This is a genomic window from Aeromonas sp. 600527, from assembly GCF_049175415.1.
Lineage (GTDB): Bacteria > Pseudomonadota > Gammaproteobacteria > Enterobacterales > Aeromonadaceae > Aeromonas > Aeromonas veronii_A.
In genome coordinates, this window is record NZ_JAAKVA010000008.1 from 73,796 (window position 1) to 95,006 (window position 21,211).

The following is a 21,211-nucleotide window of genomic DNA, read 5'->3' on the forward strand; positions in this document are numbered from 1 at the left end:
TCTTTAGTTTCGTATAAATGCAGTCAATATTGGCGTAATTCTAGTCATTTACGCCAACAAAAAACAGCAACACTTTGCGTGCAGAGGTAACAGGGAGTGTTATGTATCTGAAGCAAACCATCCTCACCTGCCTGATGGTGACTATGAGCCAAGCCGCTCTGGCCGATCAGCTGAGGTTGAAAGCGGGTTATCCCGAAAGCTATGTAGTGCAAAAAGGTGACACCCTGTGGGATATCTCCGGCAAATATCTCTCTGAGCCCTGGCTCTGGCCCCGTCTCTGGAACATCAATCCGCAGATTGCCAATCCTCACTGGATCTACCCCGGTGATGTACTGCATCTGAGCTGGGTCAATGGTGAACCCCGGCTCGGCAAGGCGATGCAGGGTGGCAAGCAAGTCATCCGTCTCGGCCCGAAAACCCGTTACGAGAACAAGGCCAACCCCATTCCGACCCTGCCTATCAGCGAGATCGGCCCCTTCCTGCAAACCGACCATATTCTGGCTGACAGCCAGCAGCAGAAAACCTTGCCCTATCTGCTGGGGTCGGATCAGAAACATATCGGCATGCTGGAGGGGGACACCCTCTATGTGCAGGGCTCCCTGACGCCGGGGCAGGTTTATGGCATTTATCACCCCGGAGTGGTCTACAAGGATCGCGAAACCGGTGAACTGCTGGGCCAGGAGGCGATCTTTGCCGGTGTGGTGCGGGCCGTGGCGCGTCTTGATGGCGATCGGACTGAAGTTACCCTCACTCATAACCAGCGCGAAGTGCTGCAGGGCGACAAGGTGATGCCGCTGCCGGCTCAAGAGAACATGCCCGCCGTCTTCACACCGAAAGCGGCACCTGCCATCACGCCGGGCTATATCATCGATTTGCCGAACAAGACCCGGGGCGGTGGCAAGTTTGATGTGGTGCTGATCAACCGGGGTGGCCGCGATCAGCTAGTCGCCGGGGATGTATTGGATGTCAGACGACCCGGTGCTGCTCTGGTTACCAAGAATGGTGCAGTGCAATACAAGGAGCTTTCCTCTGTCTACGACAAGGTGTTCTACAGCGGTAACCAGAAGGAGTCACTCCCTTCAGAAGCGATTGCCAGGGTTATGTTGTTCAAGGTGTATGACAAGCTGAGTTATGGCCTCATCATGCAAAGCAAGGACATGGTGAGCTCGGGTTATCAGGTCACTCACTTCTGACGTGAACTACCCCGATGGGCGTCTAGCTCTCTGGCTAACCCTCAATGCGGTCATCGGCATCGGTCCGGTGACCGCCGCTCGGCTGCTGGAGCAGATCGGCGGTTCGATTGATGCCCTGTTTCAGAGCGATGAAACACAGCTGCACGGTATGGGGCTGTCGTCAGAGCAGATCAGGCAACTGCGCTGGCCCTCGCCGATTGTTGAGCAGAGTCTGGCTTGGGCCGCGTTACCTGGCAATCTCCTTATTCCGCAAGATCACCCTCTTTATCCGCCCTTGTTGCGTGAAATTCCCGCGGCCCCCCTGTTGCTCTACTGCCGTGGCGATCTTGAAGCGCTGTCGCTACCCCAGCTGGCGATGGTGGGGACACGTCATCCCACCTATGCAGGCAAAGATAACGCGTCCCGTCTCTGTAGCGAACTGGTTAGATGCGGGTTCGCCATCACCTCGGGCCTTGCGCTCGGTATCGATGGTGTTTGCCATCAGCAGACGCTGGCTTGTGGTGGTATCACCCTTGCCGTGTTGGGCTCCGGGCTGGATTGCCTCTACCCCAAACGCCATCAGGGACTGGCAGGTCAGATTCTGGAGAAAGGTGGTTTGCTTATCTCCGAACTGGCGCCGGATAAAGGGCCGCTGGCTGAACATTTTCCTCGTCGCAACCGTATTATCAGTGGTCTGTCGTTGGGAACTCTGGTGGTGGAGGCGACCGAGCAGAGTGGTTCGCTGATCACCGCTCGCTATGCACTGGAGCAGGGGCGCGAAGTGTTTGCGGTACCCGGCGCCCCGCAAAATGGCCAAGCGATAGGATGCAACAGATTAATTCAGCAGGGGGCCAAACTTGTGCTGAGTGTGGCCGATATAGTGGAAGAGCTGCCGGAGTGGGGGGCACGGCTAGATCCGTCGGCCATACCATCTGAGCAACAGCATAATAGCGAATTGCCTTATGCTGATTTGTTGGATAACGTAGATTACGAGACCACGAGCGTGGATACCGTTGCCGAGCGGACCCAGCTTCCTGTCGAAGTGGTATTGGGCAGGTTGGTAGAGCTGGAGTTGGTCGGTGCAGTGATGGCGGTAGCCGGTGGATACGTCAGAGCGAGGAGGGCGAATCATGTTTGATGTATTGATGTACCTTTTCGAGACCTACATCCACAGCGATGCAGATGTGATGGTCGAGCAGAATGAACTTACCGAAGAGTTGAGCCGAGCCGGTTTTGACAAGGAGGAGATCGACAAGGCGCTCGACTGGTTGGAGCGACTGGCCAATCTGCATGATAGCGAGCGGGAGGTCTATGTGGCCGCCAGCGCGCAAGGCTCGATGCGTATCTATGCCCCGCAAGAGCTGGCACGCCTCAGCACCGAGTGCCGCGGGTTCCTGCTCTTTCTGGAACAGGCCCAGGTACTGAATGCCGAAACCCGCGAGATCTGTATCGAGCGTCTGCTCGAGTTGGACAAGCCGGATATCGAGCTGGATGACCTGAAGTGGGTCGTCATGATGGTGCTGTTCAACGTACCGGGCAGTGAAAATGCCTACCAGCAGATGGAAGAGCTGGTGTTTGATGAGTCAGACGGCGTCATTCACTGACAGTCCGGTGCCGCGCTGGTAGAATTCAGGCCATCTGGATTTCAAGGCGCGGCCCATGTCAAAAATCGATCATCACCTCTTTTCAGCCCACGAACATGCCTTCGAGCGCGAGCCGTGCCCGCAGTGCGGGGCCGAGCTGGTGATCCGCCAGGGCAAACATGGCCCCTTTCTCGGCTGTTCTGCCTATCCTGCCTGTGATTACATCCGCTCCCTGACGCCATCCGGCCGCGACATCGAAAAGGTGCTCGAAGGCTCTGCCTGTCCCGATTGCGGACAGCCGCTGGCGATCAAGAAGGGGCGTTACGGTCTGTTTGTCGGCTGCACTCAGTATCCGGCCTGTCAGCACATCGAATCCCTGCAGGAGAGCGATGATACCCAGATCCTCTGCCCCGAGTGCGGCAAGGGTCATCTGGTGAGCCGGACCTCCCGCTACGGCAAGCAATTTTACTCCTGTGATGGCTATCCCCATTGCAAATATGTGGTGAACGACAAGCCGATCCCCATGCCTTGTCCCGCGTGTGGTTGGGGCATCATGGTCGAGAAAAAAGTGAGGGGAACGCTGCGTTGGGTCTGTCCGCAAAAGAAATGCGGCCACCAAAGTGAGCAGGTATAATCCCGCCGCCGCAACCGGATTGAAACGTTTTCGGTGAACTTCAACCCCCCACTTGGAGTAAGGAAATTCCCACCATGAATAAACCCTTTGTTGCCGTATTGATGGGCTCTGATTCTGATTTCCCCGTGATGCAGAGTACTCTCGAGGTGCTCAAGTCATTTGATATCGCAGTGGAAGTCAAAGTCACCTCCGCGCACCGCACGCCGGCTGCGACCCATCAGTATGTGACCAATGCCGAGGCCCGTGGCTGCAAGGTCTTTATCTGTGCTGCCGGTCTGGCTGCGCACCTGGCGGGTGCCGTAGCCGGCATCACGACTCGTCCTGTGATTGGAGTGCCCATCGATGGTGGCCCGCTCAAGGGGCTGGATGCGCTGCTCTCTACCGTGCAGATGCCGGGTGGTGTACCGGTGGCTACCGTGGCGATCGGCAAAGCCGGTGCCAAGAACGCAGGTTATCTGGCAGCCCAGATGCTGGCAGTAGCCGATGATGAACTGGCGGCCAAGGTTCGGGCCGAACGCCAGAAGAATGCCGAAGAGGTGATGGCCAAGGATGCCGCCCTGCAGGCTCAACTCAAGTAAGTGAACGGGTGGCGATCCGGAAGTGTCGTATTTTCTGTGCTACAGCAACACGTCACTTTGCCATGGTCGCCGCCATACGAATTCAACTTGCTACCAAGTGACGAGGCGGCAGCCAGGCTGCCGCATTTTTCCTATGCCAAATGAAATTGAACAGGCGGTTGCCGCCCTCCAGCAGGAAGGGGTGATCGCTTATGCGACCGAGGCCGTGTTTGGTCTGGGTTGTGATCCCGACTCCGAAGTGGCGGTACAGCGATTGCTGGCCATCAAACAGCGTCCGGTAGATAAGGGGTTGATCCTGATTGCTGCCGACGTGGCGCAATTACAGGATTACATCGATCTGAGTCAGCTTAGCGGTGAGCAGTTGGCTCGGGTTGAAGCCAGCTGGCCCGGTCCTTTTACCTGGATCATGCCTGCCCGTGCAACGACGCCGGCCTGGCTGACCGGGCAGTTCGAGACCCTGGCGGTGCGCGTGACGGCTCATCCTCAGGTACAGGCGTTGTGCCGTGCCTTTAGCAAGCCGCTGGTCTCTACCAGCGCCAACCTGACCGGTGAGGAGCCTGCCCGTCGGGTGGCCGATATCGGTGAGCGGCTGGCAAGCAAGTTAGCCTATATCCTGCCCGGTGAAGTGGGTGGTCAAGCCAATCCATCAGAGATCAAGGACGCCCGAACTGGCGCCATTATTCGCCCCTCCTGAGCTGGCGGATACGTCATGATTTGCCATCAATCCGCTGAGCGGTGAGCTCACCGGATTGATTTAACTATAAAAATGGACAGGGCGTTCACGATCCTGCCTGACTGGAGACAAGATGAGCAAACCGGATGTGGCCCAGGTCAAGGCCTTCCTGTTGCAGTTGCAGGACGAGATCTGCCGTGGTCTGGAGCAGGCCGATGGCAGTGGACACTTTGTGGAAGATGCCTGGAGCCGTGAAGGCGGTGGCGGTGGTCGCACCCGTGTGCTGCGCCACGGCGCGGTGATCGAGCAGGGGGGCGTCAACTTCTCCCATGTCTATGGCGATGCCATGCCTGCCTCTGCTACAGCACATCGGCCCGAGTTGGCCGGTCGCAAGTTCGAGGCGATGGGCGTGTCGCTGGTGATCCATCCGCATAACCCCTATGTGCCGACCAGCCACGCCAACGTCCGTTTCTTCATCGCCGAGAAGGAAGGCGAAGAGCCCATTTGGTGGTTTGGCGGTGGCTTCGATTTGACGCCCTTCTATCCGTTTGCCGAGGATGTGCAGCTCTGGCATCAGGTCTCCCGTGATCTCTGCCAGCCGTTCGGTGATGAGATCTACCCCGAGTTCAAATCTTGGTGCGATCGCTACTTCTTCCTCAAGCACCGCAACGAGACACGGGGGGTGGGCGGTCTCTTCTTCGACGATCTGAATCGCTGGCCCTTTGCCGACTGCTTTGCCTTTATGCAGGCGGTAGGTCGGGGTTATCTTGATGCTTACCTGCCGATCATTGAACGACGCAAGGTTCTACCCTATGGCGAGCGGGAGCGGGAGTTCCAGCTCTATCGTCGCGGCCGTTATGTGGAGTTCAATCTGGTGTATGACCGTGGCACCCTGTTCGGGTTGCAGACCGGCGGACGTACCGAGTCGATCCTGATGTCGATGCCACCGCTGGCCCGTTGGGAGTATGACTGGCAGCCGGAGGCGGGCACTCCTGAAGCCTTGCTCTACACCGATTACCTCACGCCGCGAGAGTGGCTGTGACCAGAGGGACCATGATGGTCCCTTTTTACTGGCCGTTATTCGGCTTGTTCCCGAGAGTGAAAACCCGTTAAATCGGAATATTGCCCTCTGATGGAACTCTTTGATGGATCGTTATCTGGTTTTTGGCCACCCTGTGCGCCACAGCAAGTCCCCCTTCATTCACACCCTGTTTGCCAGACAAACCCAGCAAGAGCTGGAGTATGGGCTGGCTGAACCTGCCGTCGACGAGTTTGCCCAAGCCCTGCGCACCTTCTTTGACCAAGGGGGCAAGGGATGCAATGTCACCGTTCCCTTCAAGGAGCAGGCATTCACTCTGGTCGATCGCTTGAGCCCGAGGGCCAAGCGGGCTCAAGCGGTCAATACCATCAAGCTGACCGATGATGGCGTGTTGCTGGGGGATAATACCGATGGCGCCGGTCTGGTCGCCGATCTCAAGTCCCATGGTGTGACGCTGGCGGATAGCCGGATCCTGCTGCTGGGTGCCGGTGGCGCGGCTCGTGGTGCATTGGCGCCGCTGCTGGCTGAGTTGCCGAGCGAGCTGGTGATCGCCAACCGCACCCACACAAAAGCGCAACAGTTGGCTGCCGAATTCTGCGATCTGGGGCCTGTGACTGCCCAGACCTATGAGCAGTTGGCAGGGCCATTCGATCTCGTCATCAATTCGACTTCTGCCAGCCTGCAAGGAGAGCTGCCGCCGTTGGCCCCCACCCTGATCCACACGGATATTGCTATCTACGACATGATGTATGGCGCCTCGGATACGGCGTTTATCAGTTGGGCCAAACAGCATGGGGCCCGTCAAACCATGGATGGACTCGGCATGCTGGTGGAACAGGCCGCCGAAGCGTTTACCGTGTGGCGCGGAATTCGTCCCGGGACTAAACAGGTATTGAGAGAGTTGAAGCGTAACTTGGGGGTGATATGAACCAGGGTATTCTGTTTCCTGACCTGATGGAGTGGCAGGCTGACGAACAGCGGGTGCGTTTTCCTGCCCAGCAGATGGGGGCGTTGATAGATTGTTACATCAGCCAGCGGCGACTGGAGAGAATGACAGGTCTGGCGCTGACGAGAGAGGATGACATCGTCAGAGCCTTCGAAAGTGTGCGTTTTGATATTGAAGATATGGCTGAAAAACTCATTGAAGAACAAGAGTTTGCTGAAGATGGCGCTATCTATCTCTGATTTTTCAAAGTTTTTTTGTTTTGTAGCGGAACTACTTTGAAATGGCGCTGACTAACTAGATAGTTGAGGAAGTGCTAGCTAGTCACCTTTATAACTCCCCGGTATTCGTACTGGGGATTTTTTTATCTGCATGAAAATAAAAGATTTTTTCTTAATCTGTAAGTTGTGAAACTAAATTACATAAATTACTTTCACTTTCTGCTGCTTTGCTGTACAGTTGTCTGCGTAGGGTACAGAGGTAAGATGTTCTATCTTTCAGACCTTTTATTTCACGTAATTGAATGTGGCTGAATAGCTGCCCCGATGAGGTTCTCGTCGGGGTGTTTTTTTATGCGTGTCATTTAGAGTAAATGCTTTAAATTGGCGATGCATTTGATAGAATGAGGCTGCTTCTTGAGGAATACCTGTCGTCTGGTACTCAAGATTCAGCTTCTTCCCAATTTTTTGAATTTATTATTTCAGGCTGGATGGCATCACTGTCGTCCGGCCTCATTTTTATCCCTTTCGGTTAGGTCTTGTAATTAAATTTCATTTTTGTCTATTTTTGTAATTCTGGTTCGTTTTGAAAGAACGAATTTGAAAACGCTCTCAACGTCTTTAGAGGTTAATTCCTTGTGTGAATTAACTGCCTATCTATATGAACTGTAAGCGGTAATGGATATAGCAGGGGAGGCGAATACAGAGTGTTTGTCGTGAGGCAGGTGAAAGCGGCAATCTGAAACCCTTTCAATCAGCGGAGGAGTGCTCCGCCAATTGCAAGGAGAGCGAGGAGTAGATTACTCCTCGGCAGGTTGCTGTTCGTCAGCGTTCAGCAGGTCGGTATCGTCACCACTGACGTACCATTCGGTCAGGGTTTGCGCCAGCTTCTCCACACCGATATTGGTGAGAGAGGAGAATGCTTCGACCTGGATCTGGGAACCGAGGTTGGCAACGGCCTGGCGCACCTTGATTACCTGGTTGTTGCGCGGGCCGGGGCTCAATTTATCAGCCTTGGTAAGCAGCAGCATGACGGGCAACTGACGGTGTGAGCTCCACTCCAGCATGTTCATGTCGGTATCTTTGAGCGGGTGGCGGATGTCCATCAGGATCACCAGACCTTTCAATGACTCACGGCGCTGCAGATACTCTGCCAGTGACTTTTGCCACTTGAGCTTCATTTCCAGCGGAACTTGCGCATAACCATAACCCGGCAAGTCGACCAGACGCTTGCCCGGTTCCAGCTCAAACAGGTTGATCAGCTGGGTACGTCCGGGTGTCTTACTGGTGCGCGCCAGGTTTTTGTGTTTGGTTAAGGTGTTCAATGCAGATGACTTACCAGCGTTGGAACGGCCGGCAAACGCGATCTCGACACCCCCATCATTTGGCAGGTGACGGATGTCGGGTGCGCTGGTCACAAAATGCACCTTATTGAAATTCAGAGTTTGTGTATCCAACGTAAATTCCCCATGGAGATAGAGGGTTATAGAGTTACTTTTTTGTAAAATGGTGTAAAATAGCGTCGCTTAAACGCGTTTATTTTAACATGCCTTCAGCGGCATGGGATCTGGAAGCCTAATAACGAAAAGTTGGAACGCCATGAAGAACCTAGTCATTACTCTTGCTCTGATGGTTGGCGTAACGGGGATGGCACAAGCCAAGGGCGATGCCGCTGCGGGACAGACCAAGGCTGCCGTTTGTGCGGCTTGTCATGGACCGGACGGAAACAGCCTGGTTGATATGTACCCCAAAATTGCTGGTCAGCACGCATCATATATCAAAAAGCAGTTAGTTGAACTGAAGGCTGCCGCTTCTGGTCAAATTGGCCGGGTTGCGCCAGTGATGGGGCCGATGGCGTTACCTTTGTCGGAACAGGACATGGATGACCTGGCGGCTTACTTCTCCGGTCTAAAGGTTACCCCTATCGCGGTCCCTGACGACGTGGTCGAAGCGGGCAAGGCACTCTATATGGGCGGTGACATGAGTCGCGGTCTGGCTGCCTGTACGGCTTGCCATGGTCCCCGTGGCTCAGGTGTCGAGCAGGCGAAGTATCCAAGCCTGTCCGGCCAACATCCTGCCTATATCAAGGCCCAGCTCACCGCATTCCGTGCCGGGACACGTGACAACGATCCGAATGGCATGATGCGGGACGTTGCCAAGAAACTGACTGATCAGGATATCGAAGCCCTCTCCAAATATGTAGCGGGTCTGCACTGATATAGTCGATACGGTCTATTCGAGTTGAAACGGGGAGCCTTTGCTCCCCGTTGTTTTTATGGTTTTCAGATAATTCTCGGTTTAATCCCCCCGTTCTGTAAGAGATCTCCCATTCTCAAGGCAGGCCAAGGCTCATAAAATTGCATAAAATATTAAATATCCATTATTTATCAATTGATTATGTGAATATTGATATTTTTCGAGATGTTGAGAATCTTTTGGGTGGATTGAGCTGTTTTATAGAGTTGATACAGTAGACTTAATGGATTCACCCACGGATTGGGTGGTGGTTTCACAACAGGGTGTTGTGAGCAGAGGATGGCAGGCGTGGCGGGATGCCATGGGCTCGTATGAGCTGGCAAAGGATTGAAGGATCAGGATGGTGACCATCTCCGGAGCGGGATGGGGTTGCGGGATGCAGGCTCCCCAGCACGATGGCAGGATGCGGTCGAGACGGGTCAAACAGGCACACGCACATTCAGGAACGACCAATATAAGGTCAGGATGACCACACAACGATATGCTGCGGCGACAAGTTGTCACGGAGAGGACGAAACAGACTGTTTTGCCATTCAGGATGGCGCACGCATGAACATATCAAGGCAGCTTCGGCTGCCTTTTTTCTTTTGGGTCATTAACCCGATTAGCCATTCTGTGTCAAAATACCAGCAACATGCCCAGAGGATACCGATCCTGCGGTGTTCAGTGGCCTGATCGGGCCGGATTGGTGCGGGATCCTGCTCTTGTTCCAGCCTTACTGTTCCTCGCATCGTATCCCACCGGGTGAGATCATCCCGGGTACGGGTCAAACCAGTTATTTTTCGGAGTTAGCCATTCATGTCTGCTAAACAACCCACTCGCAAGCCTACTGGCAAGCGCAAAGAATCTGATGTCAGTGCTCAGGAAGGCCGTGAGCGTAAACGGGCTGCCAAGCGCAAGGGCCTGAAGGCTGGTTCTCGTCAGCAAGTTGAACAGCCGAAGAACAAGTCTGGCAACAGCCAGTCCAAAGATCCGCGTATCGGTTCCCGCAAGCCGGTAGCACTGGTGGTAGATGACAAACAGAAGAAGACGGCAGCACCCAAGGCGGTGAAAGAGAAGAAGCTGGTGATGACGCCCGAGCAGGAGCTGGCTTCCATCGAAAACGATGACCGCTTGAATGATCTGCTGGATCGTCTTGATGCCGGTGAAACCCTGGAAGTGGCCGAGCAGGCCTGGGTTGATCAGCGCGTCGACCGTTATCAGGAGCTGATGGATGAGCTGGGCATCATCGACAACGACGATGATGAAGATGACGAGCTGCCGTTTGATGATGGCGATGACGCCGAGTTCGACGAGCAGAAACCAGCTTCCGAAGAGGAGCTGTGGGACCGTTTCAACCAGGTCGATTTCAAGCCGGAACCCAAGCCTGAGCCGAAGAAAAAGTGATGAGTAGATGGATGCTGGCCGCCCTGTTGGGCGGCCTGATTTTGTCAGGATTGGCCATCTATGCAGGCATGCTGCTGGCCAGACTGAGGCGACAGCAAGCGATGCAGTGGCAGGCGATAACTGCTCGCAACGAGCGAATTCTTGATAGCGTGCGGGTCATTGCCCATGCGGTGCAGGAGGGGCAGTGTGATTACTCAGAAGGTGCTATTCGGCTGACCAATCTGCTCGATGCGTTGCAGATCAAGGGCGGACGGAGATTTGCTACCGAATTTCCGGGTCTCTACGGACTGTACGAGAAGGTGAAAGATATGCCGACTCACGAGGCAAGACGAGCACTCAAACGCAATGAAGTGATGAAGATGGATCTCGAACGCAGCGGCTACGAGGCCGAGCTGGAGGCACAGATCCTCAAGGATGTAGCCCAACTGAAGGATTTTCAGTTAGGCCGATGAGCCAACAATAACAATAGAGAGGAAGCGAACGTGCAAGCAGAACAGATTGTGTGGGATCAGGCTCTGATCGAAAAATATAACTACAGTGGTCCGCGATACACCTCGTATCCCACCGCGCTGGAGTTTAACGAGAGCTTCGGCTATGCGGACTTTGTCCGTGCAGCTGGTCAGTATCCCGAGCGCAACCTGTCGCTCTACGTGCATATCCCTTTCTGCCATAAGCTCTGCTACTACTGCGGCTGCAACAAGGTCATTACCCGCCATCAGCACAAGGCTGACGAGTACCTCGACTATCTGGAACAGGAGATCCAGGCGCAGGCTCCGCTCTTCAAGCAGCGGCTTGTCACCCAACTGCATTGGGGTGGTGGTACGCCCACCTATCTGGATGCAGCGCAAACACGCCGACTGATGGCCATGCTGCGTGAGCACTTCCATTTCGCCGAAGAGGGAGAGTTTAGCATCGAGGTCGATCCGCGTGAGATTGCCATTACCATGCTGGATGTGCTGAGAGAAGTCGGCTTCAACCGCATCAGCCTTGGTGTGCAAGATTTCAACAAGGATGTGCAGGTCGCGGTCAACCGTGAGCAAGACAACGACTTTATTAAAGCCATGTTGGAACGGGCCCGTGAGCTTGGCTTCCGCTCGACTAACCTCGACCTTATCTATGGCCTGCCACATCAAGATCGTGCCAGTTTCCACCATACGCTGGAAGAGGTGCTCAAGACGGATCCGGCGCGCCTTTCCATCTTCAACTATGCCCACTTGCCGAGCCGCTTTGCCGCCCAGCGCAAGCTGAAAGAAGACGACATGCCTGCTCCGCAGGAGAAGCTGGCCATGCTGCAGGACACCATCGCCTTCCTCACCGATCAGGGTTACCAGTTTATCGGGATGGATCATTTTGCCAAACCCGATGACGAGCTGGCGGTGGCGCAGCGCGAGGGCAAGCTGCACCGCAACTTCCAGGGCTATACCACTCAAGGTGATTGCGATCTGCTGGGATTGGGGGTCTCCTCCATCAGCATGATCGGTGATGCCTACTCCCAGAATCAGAAAGAGCTCAAGGCCTACTACGCACAGGTTTCAGAGCTGGGTCATGCCCAGTGGAAAGGCTGCTCGCTCAATCAGGATGACCTGATCCGCCGTGAGGTGATCAAGCGGCTTATCTGCGATTTTCGTTTGAATTTTGCTTCGGTCGAGCAGGCGCACGGGCTCAATTTCAGAGAGTATTTTGCTGACGATCTCAAACTGCTGCAGACCTTCATCAACGATGGACTGGTGCGCATGACGGAGGATGGTCTGGAGGTATCCTCCACAGGACAGCTGCTGATCCGTAATATTTGCATGTGTTTCGATGTCTATCTGCGCAACAAGGCACGCCAGCAGCAGTTCTCTCGCGTGATTTAAGCTTGTTTGCTGATCAAAAAATAGAGAAGGGCGCCATCGTGGTGCCCTTTTCATATCGACTGGTGCTTAAACAGCGGGCCGAGAAGGTTCTGGCAAGAAGGCGCTGGGCTGAGGTAAGCGATGGGGATGTGAAACTCAGATAAAAAGATGGGGGCGACTTTCGTCGCCCCCGGTAGTCGTATCGCTCAGATCCTTGAACGAAGTTGCTCCCTGCAATCCCTGACTGTTTACCTCTTCCTTTAGGTTTCCCCTTCCCAATCCTTTGGGGTGTCCTTTAGCCATCTTGGCCTGACGAGTCATCCTGTCCCGTCGCACTTTCTCCGTCCTGGGAGGTGTCCTTTACCACATCCTGTGGTGAGTCCATTTGCCCAACCCTGGCAGCCAGTCTTCCTGACCGACTTCATTGCGTCCGTGCATGAGTAACTATAAGGATTTTCTAACGGGCTACAACGCCAGATTGGAAAACGTTTTTGTTATTAACGCTTTCGAAAACGGTGTGTTTCTATTTATTCATTTATAAACATGGAGTTAAGTTATTCGCCTTCATGTTTTAAGATCCTATCTTCCGATTATCTCGAGGATCTTTTCGGCTTTTGGCTTACATGTGGAATGGCGGATCTCTTACACGGAATTTTGGTTACTTTGGAAACAGATTCTGTGCTCTGATGGTGATCATCCAATGTGGGTGTGATGGCAGGAAAAGAGCAGTTAATGGGGTATTTATAGGTGCTGGTTGAGGCGCTCATAGATGGTCTGGCGCTCTTCAGGAGTCAGCGAAGAGAAGTAGTGGGTAAAGAGGCGCAGCAACAGGGACTTGTTCATGCCGTCTTGTTGGGTCAGATTACCCAGCTCATCGATGGCCACTGTACTCATGGAGAAGGTGGCTTTTTTGTAGCTGGGCTTCAGATGCTCACCACTCTCGATAAAGGCCAGTGCCGACAAGGCTTCATCCCTATGCAGAGTCAACTCAAGGCTGACCACCTTGGGTTTACCCTTGGCGTAGAACTCCGCATCTTCGATAAACTCGTCAACAGTGAACTTTTTCTGGTGATGCAACTGGTGCTTTTTCTTAAGATCGGCCAGACCCATCTCACACCCCCACTTGCAAGAACTCTTTGGCGATGGCCCGGATCTCTTCGGCAGATTTGCCATCCGGCTCGATCTCCATTACCGATAATCCCTTTTCCTCACTGTCGTCGTAGACGTTGCGGCCATAGGTGATGGAATTCAGTACATCGACTCCGAACGAGGCACATACCTCTTTGGCCTCTAGAATCCGCTTTACCTGATTGGGTAAAGATGGACATTGGGTCAACACAACGGCTGCATTGAGGGTCGGATTGACCATCTTGCAGGTGGTGATGAGATCTTCCATATGGGGCAGGGTCTTGAGGTCGCGCCGCTTGGGTCGCAAGGGGATCAGTGCGTGGGTGGCGACCGCCATGGTAGAGCGCAGCGCCCGGTTGTCTTGCCCGCCGCAATCGACGATAACGTAGTCATAGCGATTTTTCAGGCTGAGCAGATCGTTACGAATATTGCCATAGAGCTGAACGCAGTTGATTTGCGGCAGATCCGGGTTGTCATTGCGTTCCTGAATCCAGTCCGAGGTAGTGCGTTGCGGGTCGCAGTCGACCAGTAACACCTCTCCCTGAAATTGGGATCTGAGGTAGACCGCCAGATTTTGCGCCAGGCAGCTCTTGCCACTGCCACCCTTCTCCCCACCGACCAACAAGATCATGACGTTCCCCTATCCACGAGAAAACCGCTGATTTCAGTATAGGAGGGGGTTGGCTCATCACAAGGCGAGAGGAGTGATGCTCCTCTCGTTCTGCAGGTTAATAGTGAACACTGCCTCCATGCCAGCGGCAGACATAGTCGGGCACCAGCATCTGGGGGGCCTTGTCGACATGGCAGACCACCATGGGCATGGCAGGGGCTCCTTCAGCCTGACTGAATGTAGGGAGCGCAGAGAGCAGCAACGTCGCGAGCAACAGCATGGGTTTCATCTTCATAACAACTCCTTGGTAGTGCCATATGTGTGTGATCCGGATCACTTTCTGAGTTAAGTCGAGGTTGGCGCCAGCGCAAGGTGAAGTGAATAAATTCAATTAATGAAAAAAGTATCAAAAGGCGTTGTGATGACCGACGAGAATGGTTACCCACCTCGATGCGGACTTTGTGCATATTAAGTTGAACTGCACAAAGAGGTGATGACTTATGAGGCTCAGCCTGATGGGGTTGGCGTCAATGCCATGATCTGGGACAAGAAAAGATTTATGCAGTAAATCTGGGCGATATGAGTATTTATTTCCCCTATGTTCCTCTCGTCACGCCGATGTATTCAATACACAGGTAGTAATATTCAGATATTATTTTAGTTTTCACCCATCTTATTGCTTTTAAATGGTTTTTTGTTTTTCATTTTAATCTTCCCAGTGAGTCGGCATGAATAAAAGTTGAATCAACCTGAAATATATCAGGGTGGTTTTGCATGAAGATTCAGGGTTTGCTTGGAGGAAAATGCGTAAATTGCTACTGGAGTCATAGATTGAAAGGTGAATATATTCAGTTCCAAGTGAATGTGATCAATGTCTAAGTTTATTGCGATTGGCAGGTCTAACCTCGGCTTCGAAAGGCAAGGGCAGGATAGAACACAAGCCGATTACCCTACATAAAGAATATCCCGCCTTAGCCACGAGCATGAATAGAAGGAATCTATTCAATCACTCGCAGGGACCACTGCTAGACGGAATATAATCATGAGCAAATTTTATGTAGGTTCTGAAGTTGGCCAATTGCGCCGTGTCATGTTGCACCGCCCCAACCTCAGTCTGAAGCGTCTGACTCCTTCCAACTGCCAGGATCTGCTGTTCGATGACGTCCTGTCTGTTGAACGTGCCGGTCAGGAGCACGACAAATTCGCTCAGGTACTGCGCGATCAGAATGTCGAAGTTTTCCTGCTGACCAATCTGCTGGCCGAAACCCTGGATGTGCCGGAAGCCAAAACCTGGCTGCTGCAACATCAGGTCTCCGACTATCGCCTCGGCTCTTCTTTTGCCAACGATGTGCGCTGCTTCCTGGCTGACATGCCGCACCGCGAACTGGCCCGCATTCTCTCTGGCGGTCTGACTTACTCCGAGATGCCCTACAGCGGCGTCAACATGGTAGTAGGCATGCACGCACCGACCGATTTCATCATTGAGCCGCTGCCCAACCACCTCTTTACCCGTGATACCTCCTGCTGGGTTTATGGCGGCGTCTCCATCAACCCCATGGCCAAGCCAGCCCGTCGCCGCGAGACCAACCACGTGAAGGCTATCTATCGCTGGCACCCGATGTTTGCCGGTCAGGACTTCATCAAGTACTTCGGTGACGAGGATCGTGACTACGACAACTCCACCATCGAGGGTGGCGACGTACTGGTTATCGGCCGCGGCGCCGTGCTGATCGGCATGTCCGAGCGCACCACCCCGCAAGGTGTCGAGCATCTGGCTCGCAGCCTGTTCAAACATGGTCAGGCCAAACAGGTCATCGCCATGGAACTGCCGAAACACCGCAGCTGCATGCACCTGGATACCGTCATGACCCATATGGATATCGACACCTTCTCCGTCTATCCGGAAGTGATCCGCAAGGATGTGCAGTGCTGGAGCCTGACTCCGGGCGGCGCCACCGGCATGAACATCAAGGAAGAGGGTTACTTCGTCACTGCTATCGAGAAAGCACTGGGCGTGGATCAGCTGAAGATCATCACCACTGGCGGTGACAGCTTCGAAGCCGAACGCGAGCAGTGGAACGACGCCAATAACGTGCTGACCGTGCGTCCCGGCGTGGTGGTGGGCTACGAGCGCAATACCTACACCAATGAGAAGTATGACAAGGCCGGTATCACAGTTCTCTCCATCCCGGGTGATGAACTGGGCCGTGGCCGCGGCGGCGCCCGCTGCATGAGCTGCCCGATGGAACGCGACAGCATCTGATGAGACGGCGTGGCGCCGGCAGAGGCTGGCGCCACACAGAACCAAACTCGAGATTAACCACTATGAAAAAACCAACTGTCGTCGTCGCTCTGGGTGGCAATGCTCTGCTCCGTCGTGGTGAGCCACTGGAAGCGGATATCCAGCGCAAGAATATTGCAACTGCCGCCAAGACCATCGCACTGATCGCTCAGGAGTACAACGTGGTGCTGGTGCATGGCAACGGCCCGCAAGTCGGCCTGCTGGCCCTGCAAAACAGCGCCTACACCAAGGTATCCCCCTATCCGCTGGATGTGCTGGGTGCCGAGTCCCAAGGCATGATCGGCTACATGCTGATCCAGGAGCTGAAAAACCTGATGCCGAGCCGCAACGTCACCGCGCTGCTGACTCAGGTGCAGGTCGATCCCAAGGATCCGGCATTTGCCAACCCGACCAAATTTATCGGCCCCGTCTACGAAGAGGCTGAAGCCCGCACTCTGGCAGAAGAGAAGCACTGGGTGGTCAAGGCTGACGGCAAGTTCTTCCGCCGCGTAGTGCCATCCCCGCTGCCCCAGCGCATCGTTGAAGGCGACGCCATTGAAACCCTGATTGCCCAGGGCCACCTCATCATCTGTACCGGTGGTGGCGGTATCCCGGTGACCTGGGATGGCCAGAGCCTGACCGGTATCGAAGCGGTGATCGACAAAGACATGTCTGCCGCCTATCTGGCCAAGCAGATCAAGGCCGACGCCCTGCTGATCCTGACCGATGCCGATGCCGTCTATCTGGATTGGGGCAAACCGACCCAGCGTCCGCTGCGGATCACCAGCCCGGACGAGCTGGCCGGGGTCAAGTTCGACGCAGGTTCCATGGGACCGAAAGTCGAAGCCTCCTGTGAATTTGTCAAAGCGACCGGCGGCATGGTTGGCATCGGCTCGCTGGAAGATGGCCTCGCCATCCTCAAGGGTGAAGCCGGCACCAATATCGTCGCCACCCGCACCGTACATGCGTAATTACCGACAGCTGTACTGAGAATGCGTAGTCAACACTACTGCCCGAACTGGTCTGAAACATATATAGAGAGAACTCATCATGGCTTTTAATCTGCGTAACCGTAACTTCCTGAAACTGCTGGACTTCACCCCGCGCGAAATCCAATACATGATCGACCTGGCCATCGACCTGAAGAAAGCCAAATACGGTGGCTACGAGCGCAAGCATCTGGTCGGCAAGAACATCGCCCTGATTTTCGAGAAGACCTCCACCCGTACCCGTTGTGCATTTGAAGTGGCGGCCTTCGACCAGGGCGCGCAAGTCTCCTACCTTGGCCCGAGCGGTTCCCAAATTGGTCACAAGGAGTCCATGAAGGACACCGCCCGTGTACTGGGTCGTATGTATGACGGTATCGAATACCGCGGCTACGGTCAGGAGATCGTGGAAGAGCTGGGCGCCTACGCCGGTGTCCCAGTCTGGAACGGCCTGACCAACGAATTCCACCCGACCCAGATCCTGGCCGACTTCATGACCATGCTGGAGCACGGCAAGGGCAAGCGTCTGGATCAAATCAAGTTCGCCTACCTGGGTGATGCCCGCAACAACATGGGTAACTCCCTGATGGTCGGCGCCGCCAAAATGGGCATGGACATCCGTCTGGTCGCGCCGAAAGCTTTCTGGCCGGAAGAGGAGCTGGTTGCCAAGTGCCGCCTGATCGCCGAAGAGACCGGCGCACGCATCACCCTGACCGAAGATGTGAAAGAGGGCGTGCTGGGTGCGGACTTCCTCTACACCGACGTCTGGGTATCCATGGGTGAAGCGAAAGAAGCCTGGGATCAGCGCGTCAAACTGATGACCCCGTATCAGGTCAACATGGATGTCATCAACGCCACCAAGAACCCGGATGTGAAGTTCATGCACTGCCTGCCGGCGTTCCACAACGACGAGACCACCATGGGCAAGGAAGTGGCTGACAAATATGGCATGAAAGGCCTGGAAGTAACCGAGGACGTGTTCGAATCTGAGCACAGCATCGTGTTCGACGAGGCCGAAAACCGGATGCACACCATCAAGGCAGTGATGGTTGCTACGCTGGGCGACTAAGGTCGCAGTAGTGGTGCCGGGGGGCGACCCCCGGCTTTTCGACCATGTGACAGCGGCATAATACCTCTAACCCTACAACCCGCAGCCTGCATGGATACCACACCCACAGAAGGAAGCTGGACCATGACCAAATTCAAGTTCCCGTCAGCCTACACGATACTGTTTGTGCTGATCGCCCTGGTGGCCGCCCTGAGCTGGATAGTGCCGGCCGGCAAATATGAGATGACCATGAACGAAGCCCTCGGCAAAGAAGTGCCGGTGGCGGGTACCTACAAACTGGTGGAGGGGAATCCCCAGGGGATCGTCGATGTGCTGCTGGCACCTATCGATGGCCTCTATAACCACGACACCTATGAGGCAGGCGCCATCGACGTCTCCCTCTTTATCCTGATCATCGGTGGTTTTCTTGGCATTGTGACCAAGACAGGTGCCATCGATGCCGGTATCGAGCGCGTCACCGATCGTCTGCGCGGCCGGGAAGAGTGGATGATCCCGATCCTGATGGCGCTGTTCGCCGCAGGCGGCACCATCTACGGCATGGCCGAAGAGTCGCTGCCGTTCTACACCCTGCTGGTGCCGGTGATGATGGCCGCCCGCTTCGACCCTGTGGTGGCTGCAGCAACCGTGCTGCTGGGGGCCGGTATCGGTACTCTGGGTTCCACCATCAACCCGTTTGCGACCGTGATTGCGGCCAACGCGGCCGGTATCTCCTTCACCGACGGTATCTGGCTGCGCGTCGCCATGCTGGTCGCCGGCTGGCTGCTCTGCGTTGCCTACGTCATGCGTTACGCCAAGATGGTGCGCAGCGATCCGAGCAAATCGCTGGTGGCTGACAAGTGGGAAGAGAACCGTGCCCACTTCCTTGGCAACAAGAGCGACCAGATGCTGGAGTTCACCCTGACCCGTAAAATCGTGCTGGGTATCTTCGTCGCCGCCTTTGCCGTGATGATCTACGGTGTGGCCGTGTTGGGCTGGTGGATGGCGCAGATCTCCGGCGTGTTCCTGGCTGCCGCCATCATCGTTGGTCTTATCTCCCGCATGAGCGAGGAGGAGCTGACCTCCAACTTTATCGACGGTGCCCGTGACCTGCTGGGGGTGGCGCTGATCATCGGTATCGCCCGCGGTATCGTGGTGGTGATGGATAACGGCATGATCACTCACACCATTTTGCACAGTGCAGAAGGGATCGTGACCGGCCTCTCCACCATCGTCTTTATCAACGTGATGTTCGTGCTGGAAGTGGTGCTCTCCTTCCTGGTGCCGTCCTCCTCCGGTCTGGCCGTACTGACCATGCCGATCATGGCGCCGCTGGCCGACTTCGCCAACGTGGGCCGCGATCTGGTGGTGACTGCTTACCAGTCAGCCTCCGGTCTGGTGAATCTGGTGACCCCGACCTCAGCCGTGGTCATGGGCGGCCTGGCCATCGCCAAGGTGCCTTATGTGCGCTGGCTGAAGTGGGTGGCTCCGCTGCTCGGTATCCTGACCGTGCTGATCGTGGTCTGCCTGAGCCTGGGGGCCGTGCTCTCCTGAGAGTGACAAGCAAGATGAAACGGGAGCCTGCGGGCTCCCGTTTTTTATGGGCGCAAGAAGTGATGGACACAAAGTAGCAGGCAACAAAAAGGCGACCCGCGGGTCGCCTCGATATATTTAGGGGAAATGGCTTAGCGGGCCTGCGCCAGCGTGCGCACCACGGCGGCATGGGCCTGACGGGTACGGCTGATATGGCGCGGCGCGACCAGCACCACGTCATTGCCTGCGACGGCGCCCATGATCTCGGGATTGGCGTTGCGATCCAGCAGGCGAGCCACCACGGTGGCGGCCCCCGGAGTGGTGTGGATCAGCACCATCTGCTGGTTGTGCACCACTTCGCGCACCATGTCGTGGATCGAGCGGGTACTGCCGGCAGGTTCCAGCTGCTCGTCGACCAGGGTGTAGACCTTCTTGCCGTTGGCATTCTGGGCCTTGGCAACGCCGAGGCGGCGCAGCAGGCGGGAGATGGTGGACTGGCTGATGTCGGCAAAGCCGCGCTCCGACAGCTCGCGGCGGATCTCTTCCTGGGTGCTGTAGCAGTGCTGACCGATGATCTGGCGACAGGCATCCAGCTGGGCCAGATCGGGCTCTTGGGCAACGGGACGACTGAGGGTTTTGACCACGGCGAATTCCTTTGATGATGACCGGAGGTAAACGCGCGATATCTGCCATAGCAGTCAGTTATCAGGCAAAAATACTGATAATCCATCTATATGCAGGGAATGAGCGGGCATTACCATCTTGCGATGGCAAATTATAGCTGACTGGAAATTCGGTGATGTGACAGGGTTCAAAAATGGGCCCCGAGGGGCCCAATCAGATATCAGTAACGCTCGCTGACGATGTCCTGAGTGAAGGACTTCTCGCAATATTTGCACTTCATCCGTACCACGCCTTTCACTTCGCGCACCCGGAAGTAGCTGTCTACCGGCTCGTTGTGGGAGATGCAGTTGGAGTTGGGGCAGTGGAACACGCCGGCGATGAACTCCGGCAGCTCCAGCTGGTGCTTCTTCACCACATTGAAGTCTTCGATGATGTTGACGGTCGCTTTCGGGGCGAACAGTGCCAGCTGGTTGGCTTGCTGTTCGGTCAGGCGGGTGTTCTCGATCTTGATGAGATCCTTCTTGCCCAGCGCGCCGGATTTCAGGTTGAAGCCGACGGTGATCCGCTCCTGGGTTTCAACCAGCTGGAACAGCTTGAGGATCTTGATGCCCTGGCCAGCGGGGATGTGATCGATGACGGAGCCGTGACGGATGGCTTCGACTTGCAGTTGGTTCTTGTCAGACATGA

The 21,211-nt window shown here is 55.2% G+C and carries 23 protein-coding genes; 17 read left to right on the top strand and 6 right to left on the bottom strand.

Annotation, left to right across the window (positions count from 1 at the left end; all coding sequences use genetic code 11):
- Positions 1-101 precede the first annotated feature (101 nt).
- The 9 genes from G5154_RS11860 to G5154_RS11900 all read left to right on the top strand — a co-directional run bounded on the left by G5154_RS11860 (position 102) and on the right by G5154_RS11900 (position 6,864).
- Complete coding sequence (locus tag G5154_RS11860; RefSeq protein ID WP_337073272.1) at positions 102-1,193, top strand: LysM peptidoglycan-binding domain-containing protein; 1,092 nt, start codon at positions 102-104, stop codon at positions 1,191-1,193.
- A gap of 1 nt (position 1,194) precedes the next feature.
- On the top strand, positions 1,195-2,310 hold the full coding sequence (dprA, locus tag G5154_RS11865; RefSeq protein ID WP_421244911.1) for a DNA-processing protein DprA: 1,116 nt from the start codon (positions 1,195-1,197) through the stop codon (positions 2,308-2,310).
- Positions 2,303-2,776 (top strand): DUF494 family protein, encoded by a 474-nt coding sequence (locus G5154_RS11870; protein WP_005341954.1) that lies wholly within the window; start codon positions 2,303-2,305, stop codon positions 2,774-2,776. Before dprA ends, G5154_RS11870 begins: the two co-directional genes overlap by 8 nt.
- A 55-nt stretch (positions 2,777-2,831) precedes the next feature.
- Positions 2,832-3,389: a type I DNA topoisomerase gene (locus G5154_RS11875; RefSeq protein WP_042054851.1), complete on the top strand. Its 558-nt coding sequence runs from the start codon at positions 2,832-2,834 to the stop codon at positions 3,387-3,389.
- Positions 3,390-3,463: 74 nt separating this feature from the next.
- On the top strand, positions 3,464-3,967 hold the full coding sequence (gene purE, locus G5154_RS11880; protein WP_421250918.1) for a 5-(carboxyamino)imidazole ribonucleotide mutase: 504 nt from the start codon (positions 3,464-3,466) through the stop codon (positions 3,965-3,967).
- Between the two features lie 133 nt (positions 3,968-4,100).
- Positions 4,101-4,661, top strand: coding sequence for an L-threonylcarbamoyladenylate synthase (locus G5154_RS11885; protein ID WP_421250917.1), 561 nt, complete (start codon positions 4,101-4,103; stop codon positions 4,659-4,661).
- Between the two features lie 112 nt (positions 4,662-4,773).
- Complete coding sequence (hemF, locus tag G5154_RS11890; RefSeq protein WP_216979902.1) at positions 4,774-5,682, top strand: oxygen-dependent coproporphyrinogen oxidase; 909 nt, start codon at positions 4,774-4,776, stop codon at positions 5,680-5,682.
- A 103-nt stretch (positions 5,683-5,785) separates the two neighbouring features.
- Complete coding sequence (gene aroE, locus G5154_RS11895) at positions 5,786-6,607, top strand: shikimate dehydrogenase (protein WP_421206325.1); 822 nt, start codon at positions 5,786-5,788, stop codon at positions 6,605-6,607.
- Positions 6,604-6,864 (top strand): DUF1488 domain-containing protein, encoded by a 261-nt coding sequence (locus G5154_RS11900; protein ID WP_019445781.1) that lies wholly within the window; start codon positions 6,604-6,606, stop codon positions 6,862-6,864. Before aroE ends, G5154_RS11900 begins: the two co-directional genes overlap by 4 nt.
- Positions 6,865-7,640: 776 nt before the next feature.
- Here G5154_RS11900 and yihA read toward each other — a convergent pair.
- On the bottom strand, positions 7,641-8,297 hold the full coding sequence (gene yihA, locus G5154_RS11905; RefSeq protein WP_005339709.1) for a ribosome biogenesis GTP-binding protein YihA/YsxC: 657 nt from the start codon (positions 8,295-8,297) through the stop codon (positions 7,641-7,643).
- A gap of 142 nt (positions 8,298-8,439) precedes the next feature.
- Here yihA and G5154_RS11910 point away from each other — a divergent pair, with 142 nt between their 5' ends.
- From G5154_RS11910 to hemN, 4 genes are all read left to right on the top strand, one after another.
- Positions 8,440-9,057: a c-type cytochrome gene (locus G5154_RS11910; protein ID WP_005341942.1), complete on the top strand. Its 618-nt coding sequence runs from the start codon at positions 8,440-8,442 to the stop codon at positions 9,055-9,057.
- An 837-nt stretch (positions 9,058-9,894) separates the two neighbouring features.
- The gene (gene yihI, locus G5154_RS11915; RefSeq protein ID WP_337073276.1) at positions 9,895-10,482 is read left to right on the top strand and encodes a Der GTPase-activating protein YihI; all 588 of its coding nucleotides are present in this window, start codon (positions 9,895-9,897) and stop codon (positions 10,480-10,482) included.
- Positions 10,483-10,493: 11 nt separating this feature from the next.
- Entirely contained in the window at positions 10,494-10,934 is a 441-nt protein-coding gene (locus G5154_RS11920) for a DUF2489 domain-containing protein (protein WP_337073314.1), read from the top strand.
- A 30-nt stretch (positions 10,935-10,964) separates the two neighbouring features.
- Positions 10,965-12,338, top strand: coding sequence for an oxygen-independent coproporphyrinogen III oxidase (hemN, locus tag G5154_RS11925; RefSeq protein ID WP_421250916.1), 1,374 nt, complete (start codon positions 10,965-10,967; stop codon positions 12,336-12,338).
- Positions 12,339-13,058: 720 nt separating this feature from the next.
- Here the strand turns inward: hemN and G5154_RS11930 are convergent.
- From G5154_RS11930 to G5154_RS11940, 3 genes are all read right to left on the bottom strand, one after another.
- Positions 13,059-13,427: a CopG family transcriptional regulator gene (locus G5154_RS11930; RefSeq protein ID WP_421206330.1), complete on the bottom strand. Its 369-nt coding sequence runs from the start codon at positions 13,425-13,427 to the stop codon at positions 13,059-13,061.
- A 1-nt stretch (position 13,428) separates the two neighbouring features.
- On the bottom strand, positions 13,429-14,076 hold the full coding sequence (locus G5154_RS11935; RefSeq protein ID WP_421250915.1) for an AAA family ATPase: 648 nt from the start codon (positions 14,074-14,076) through the stop codon (positions 13,429-13,431).
- 97 nt (positions 14,077-14,173) lie between these two features.
- Positions 14,174-14,350, bottom strand: coding sequence for a hypothetical protein (locus tag G5154_RS11940; protein ID WP_421250914.1), 177 nt, complete (start codon positions 14,348-14,350; stop codon positions 14,174-14,176).
- Between the two features lie 747 nt (positions 14,351-15,097).
- On the opposite strand from G5154_RS11940, the gene arcA reads away from it, so the two are divergent.
- The 4 genes from arcA to G5154_RS11960 all read left to right on the top strand — a co-directional run bounded on the left by arcA (position 15,098) and on the right by G5154_RS11960 (position 19,921).
- Positions 15,098-16,318 carry an arginine deiminase gene (gene arcA / locus G5154_RS11945; protein ID WP_139412110.1) on the top strand — a complete coding sequence of 407 codons (1,221 nt, stop codon included), beginning with the start codon at positions 15,098-15,100 and terminating at the stop codon, positions 16,316-16,318.
- A 62-nt stretch (positions 16,319-16,380) separates the two neighbouring features.
- The gene (arcC, locus tag G5154_RS11950; protein ID WP_139428743.1) at positions 16,381-17,307 is read left to right on the top strand and encodes a carbamate kinase; all 927 of its coding nucleotides are present in this window, start codon (positions 16,381-16,383) and stop codon (positions 17,305-17,307) included.
- A gap of 79 nt (positions 17,308-17,386) precedes the next feature.
- Positions 17,387-18,391 carry an ornithine carbamoyltransferase gene (gene argF / locus G5154_RS11955; protein WP_005339721.1) on the top strand — a complete coding sequence of 335 codons (1,005 nt, stop codon included), beginning with the start codon at positions 17,387-17,389 and terminating at the stop codon, positions 18,389-18,391.
- 123 nt (positions 18,392-18,514) lie between these two features.
- On the top strand, positions 18,515-19,921 hold the full coding sequence (locus G5154_RS11960; protein WP_005339725.1) for a YfcC family protein: 1,407 nt from the start codon (positions 18,515-18,517) through the stop codon (positions 19,919-19,921).
- Between the two features lie 131 nt (positions 19,922-20,052).
- Here G5154_RS11960 and G5154_RS11965 read toward each other — a convergent pair whose 3' ends face one another.
- Both G5154_RS11965 and pyrI read right to left on the bottom strand, forming a co-directional pair.
- A complete protein-coding gene (locus tag G5154_RS11965) occupies positions 20,053-20,544 on the bottom strand; it encodes an arginine repressor (protein WP_005339728.1) in 492 nt (163 codons plus the stop codon).
- Positions 20,545-20,744: 200 nt separating this feature from the next.
- Positions 20,745-21,209 carry an aspartate carbamoyltransferase regulatory subunit gene (pyrI, locus tag G5154_RS11970; RefSeq protein ID WP_005339730.1) on the bottom strand — a complete coding sequence of 155 codons (465 nt, stop codon included), beginning with the start codon at positions 21,207-21,209 and terminating at the stop codon, positions 20,745-20,747.
- Positions 21,210-21,211 lie beyond the last annotated feature (2 nt).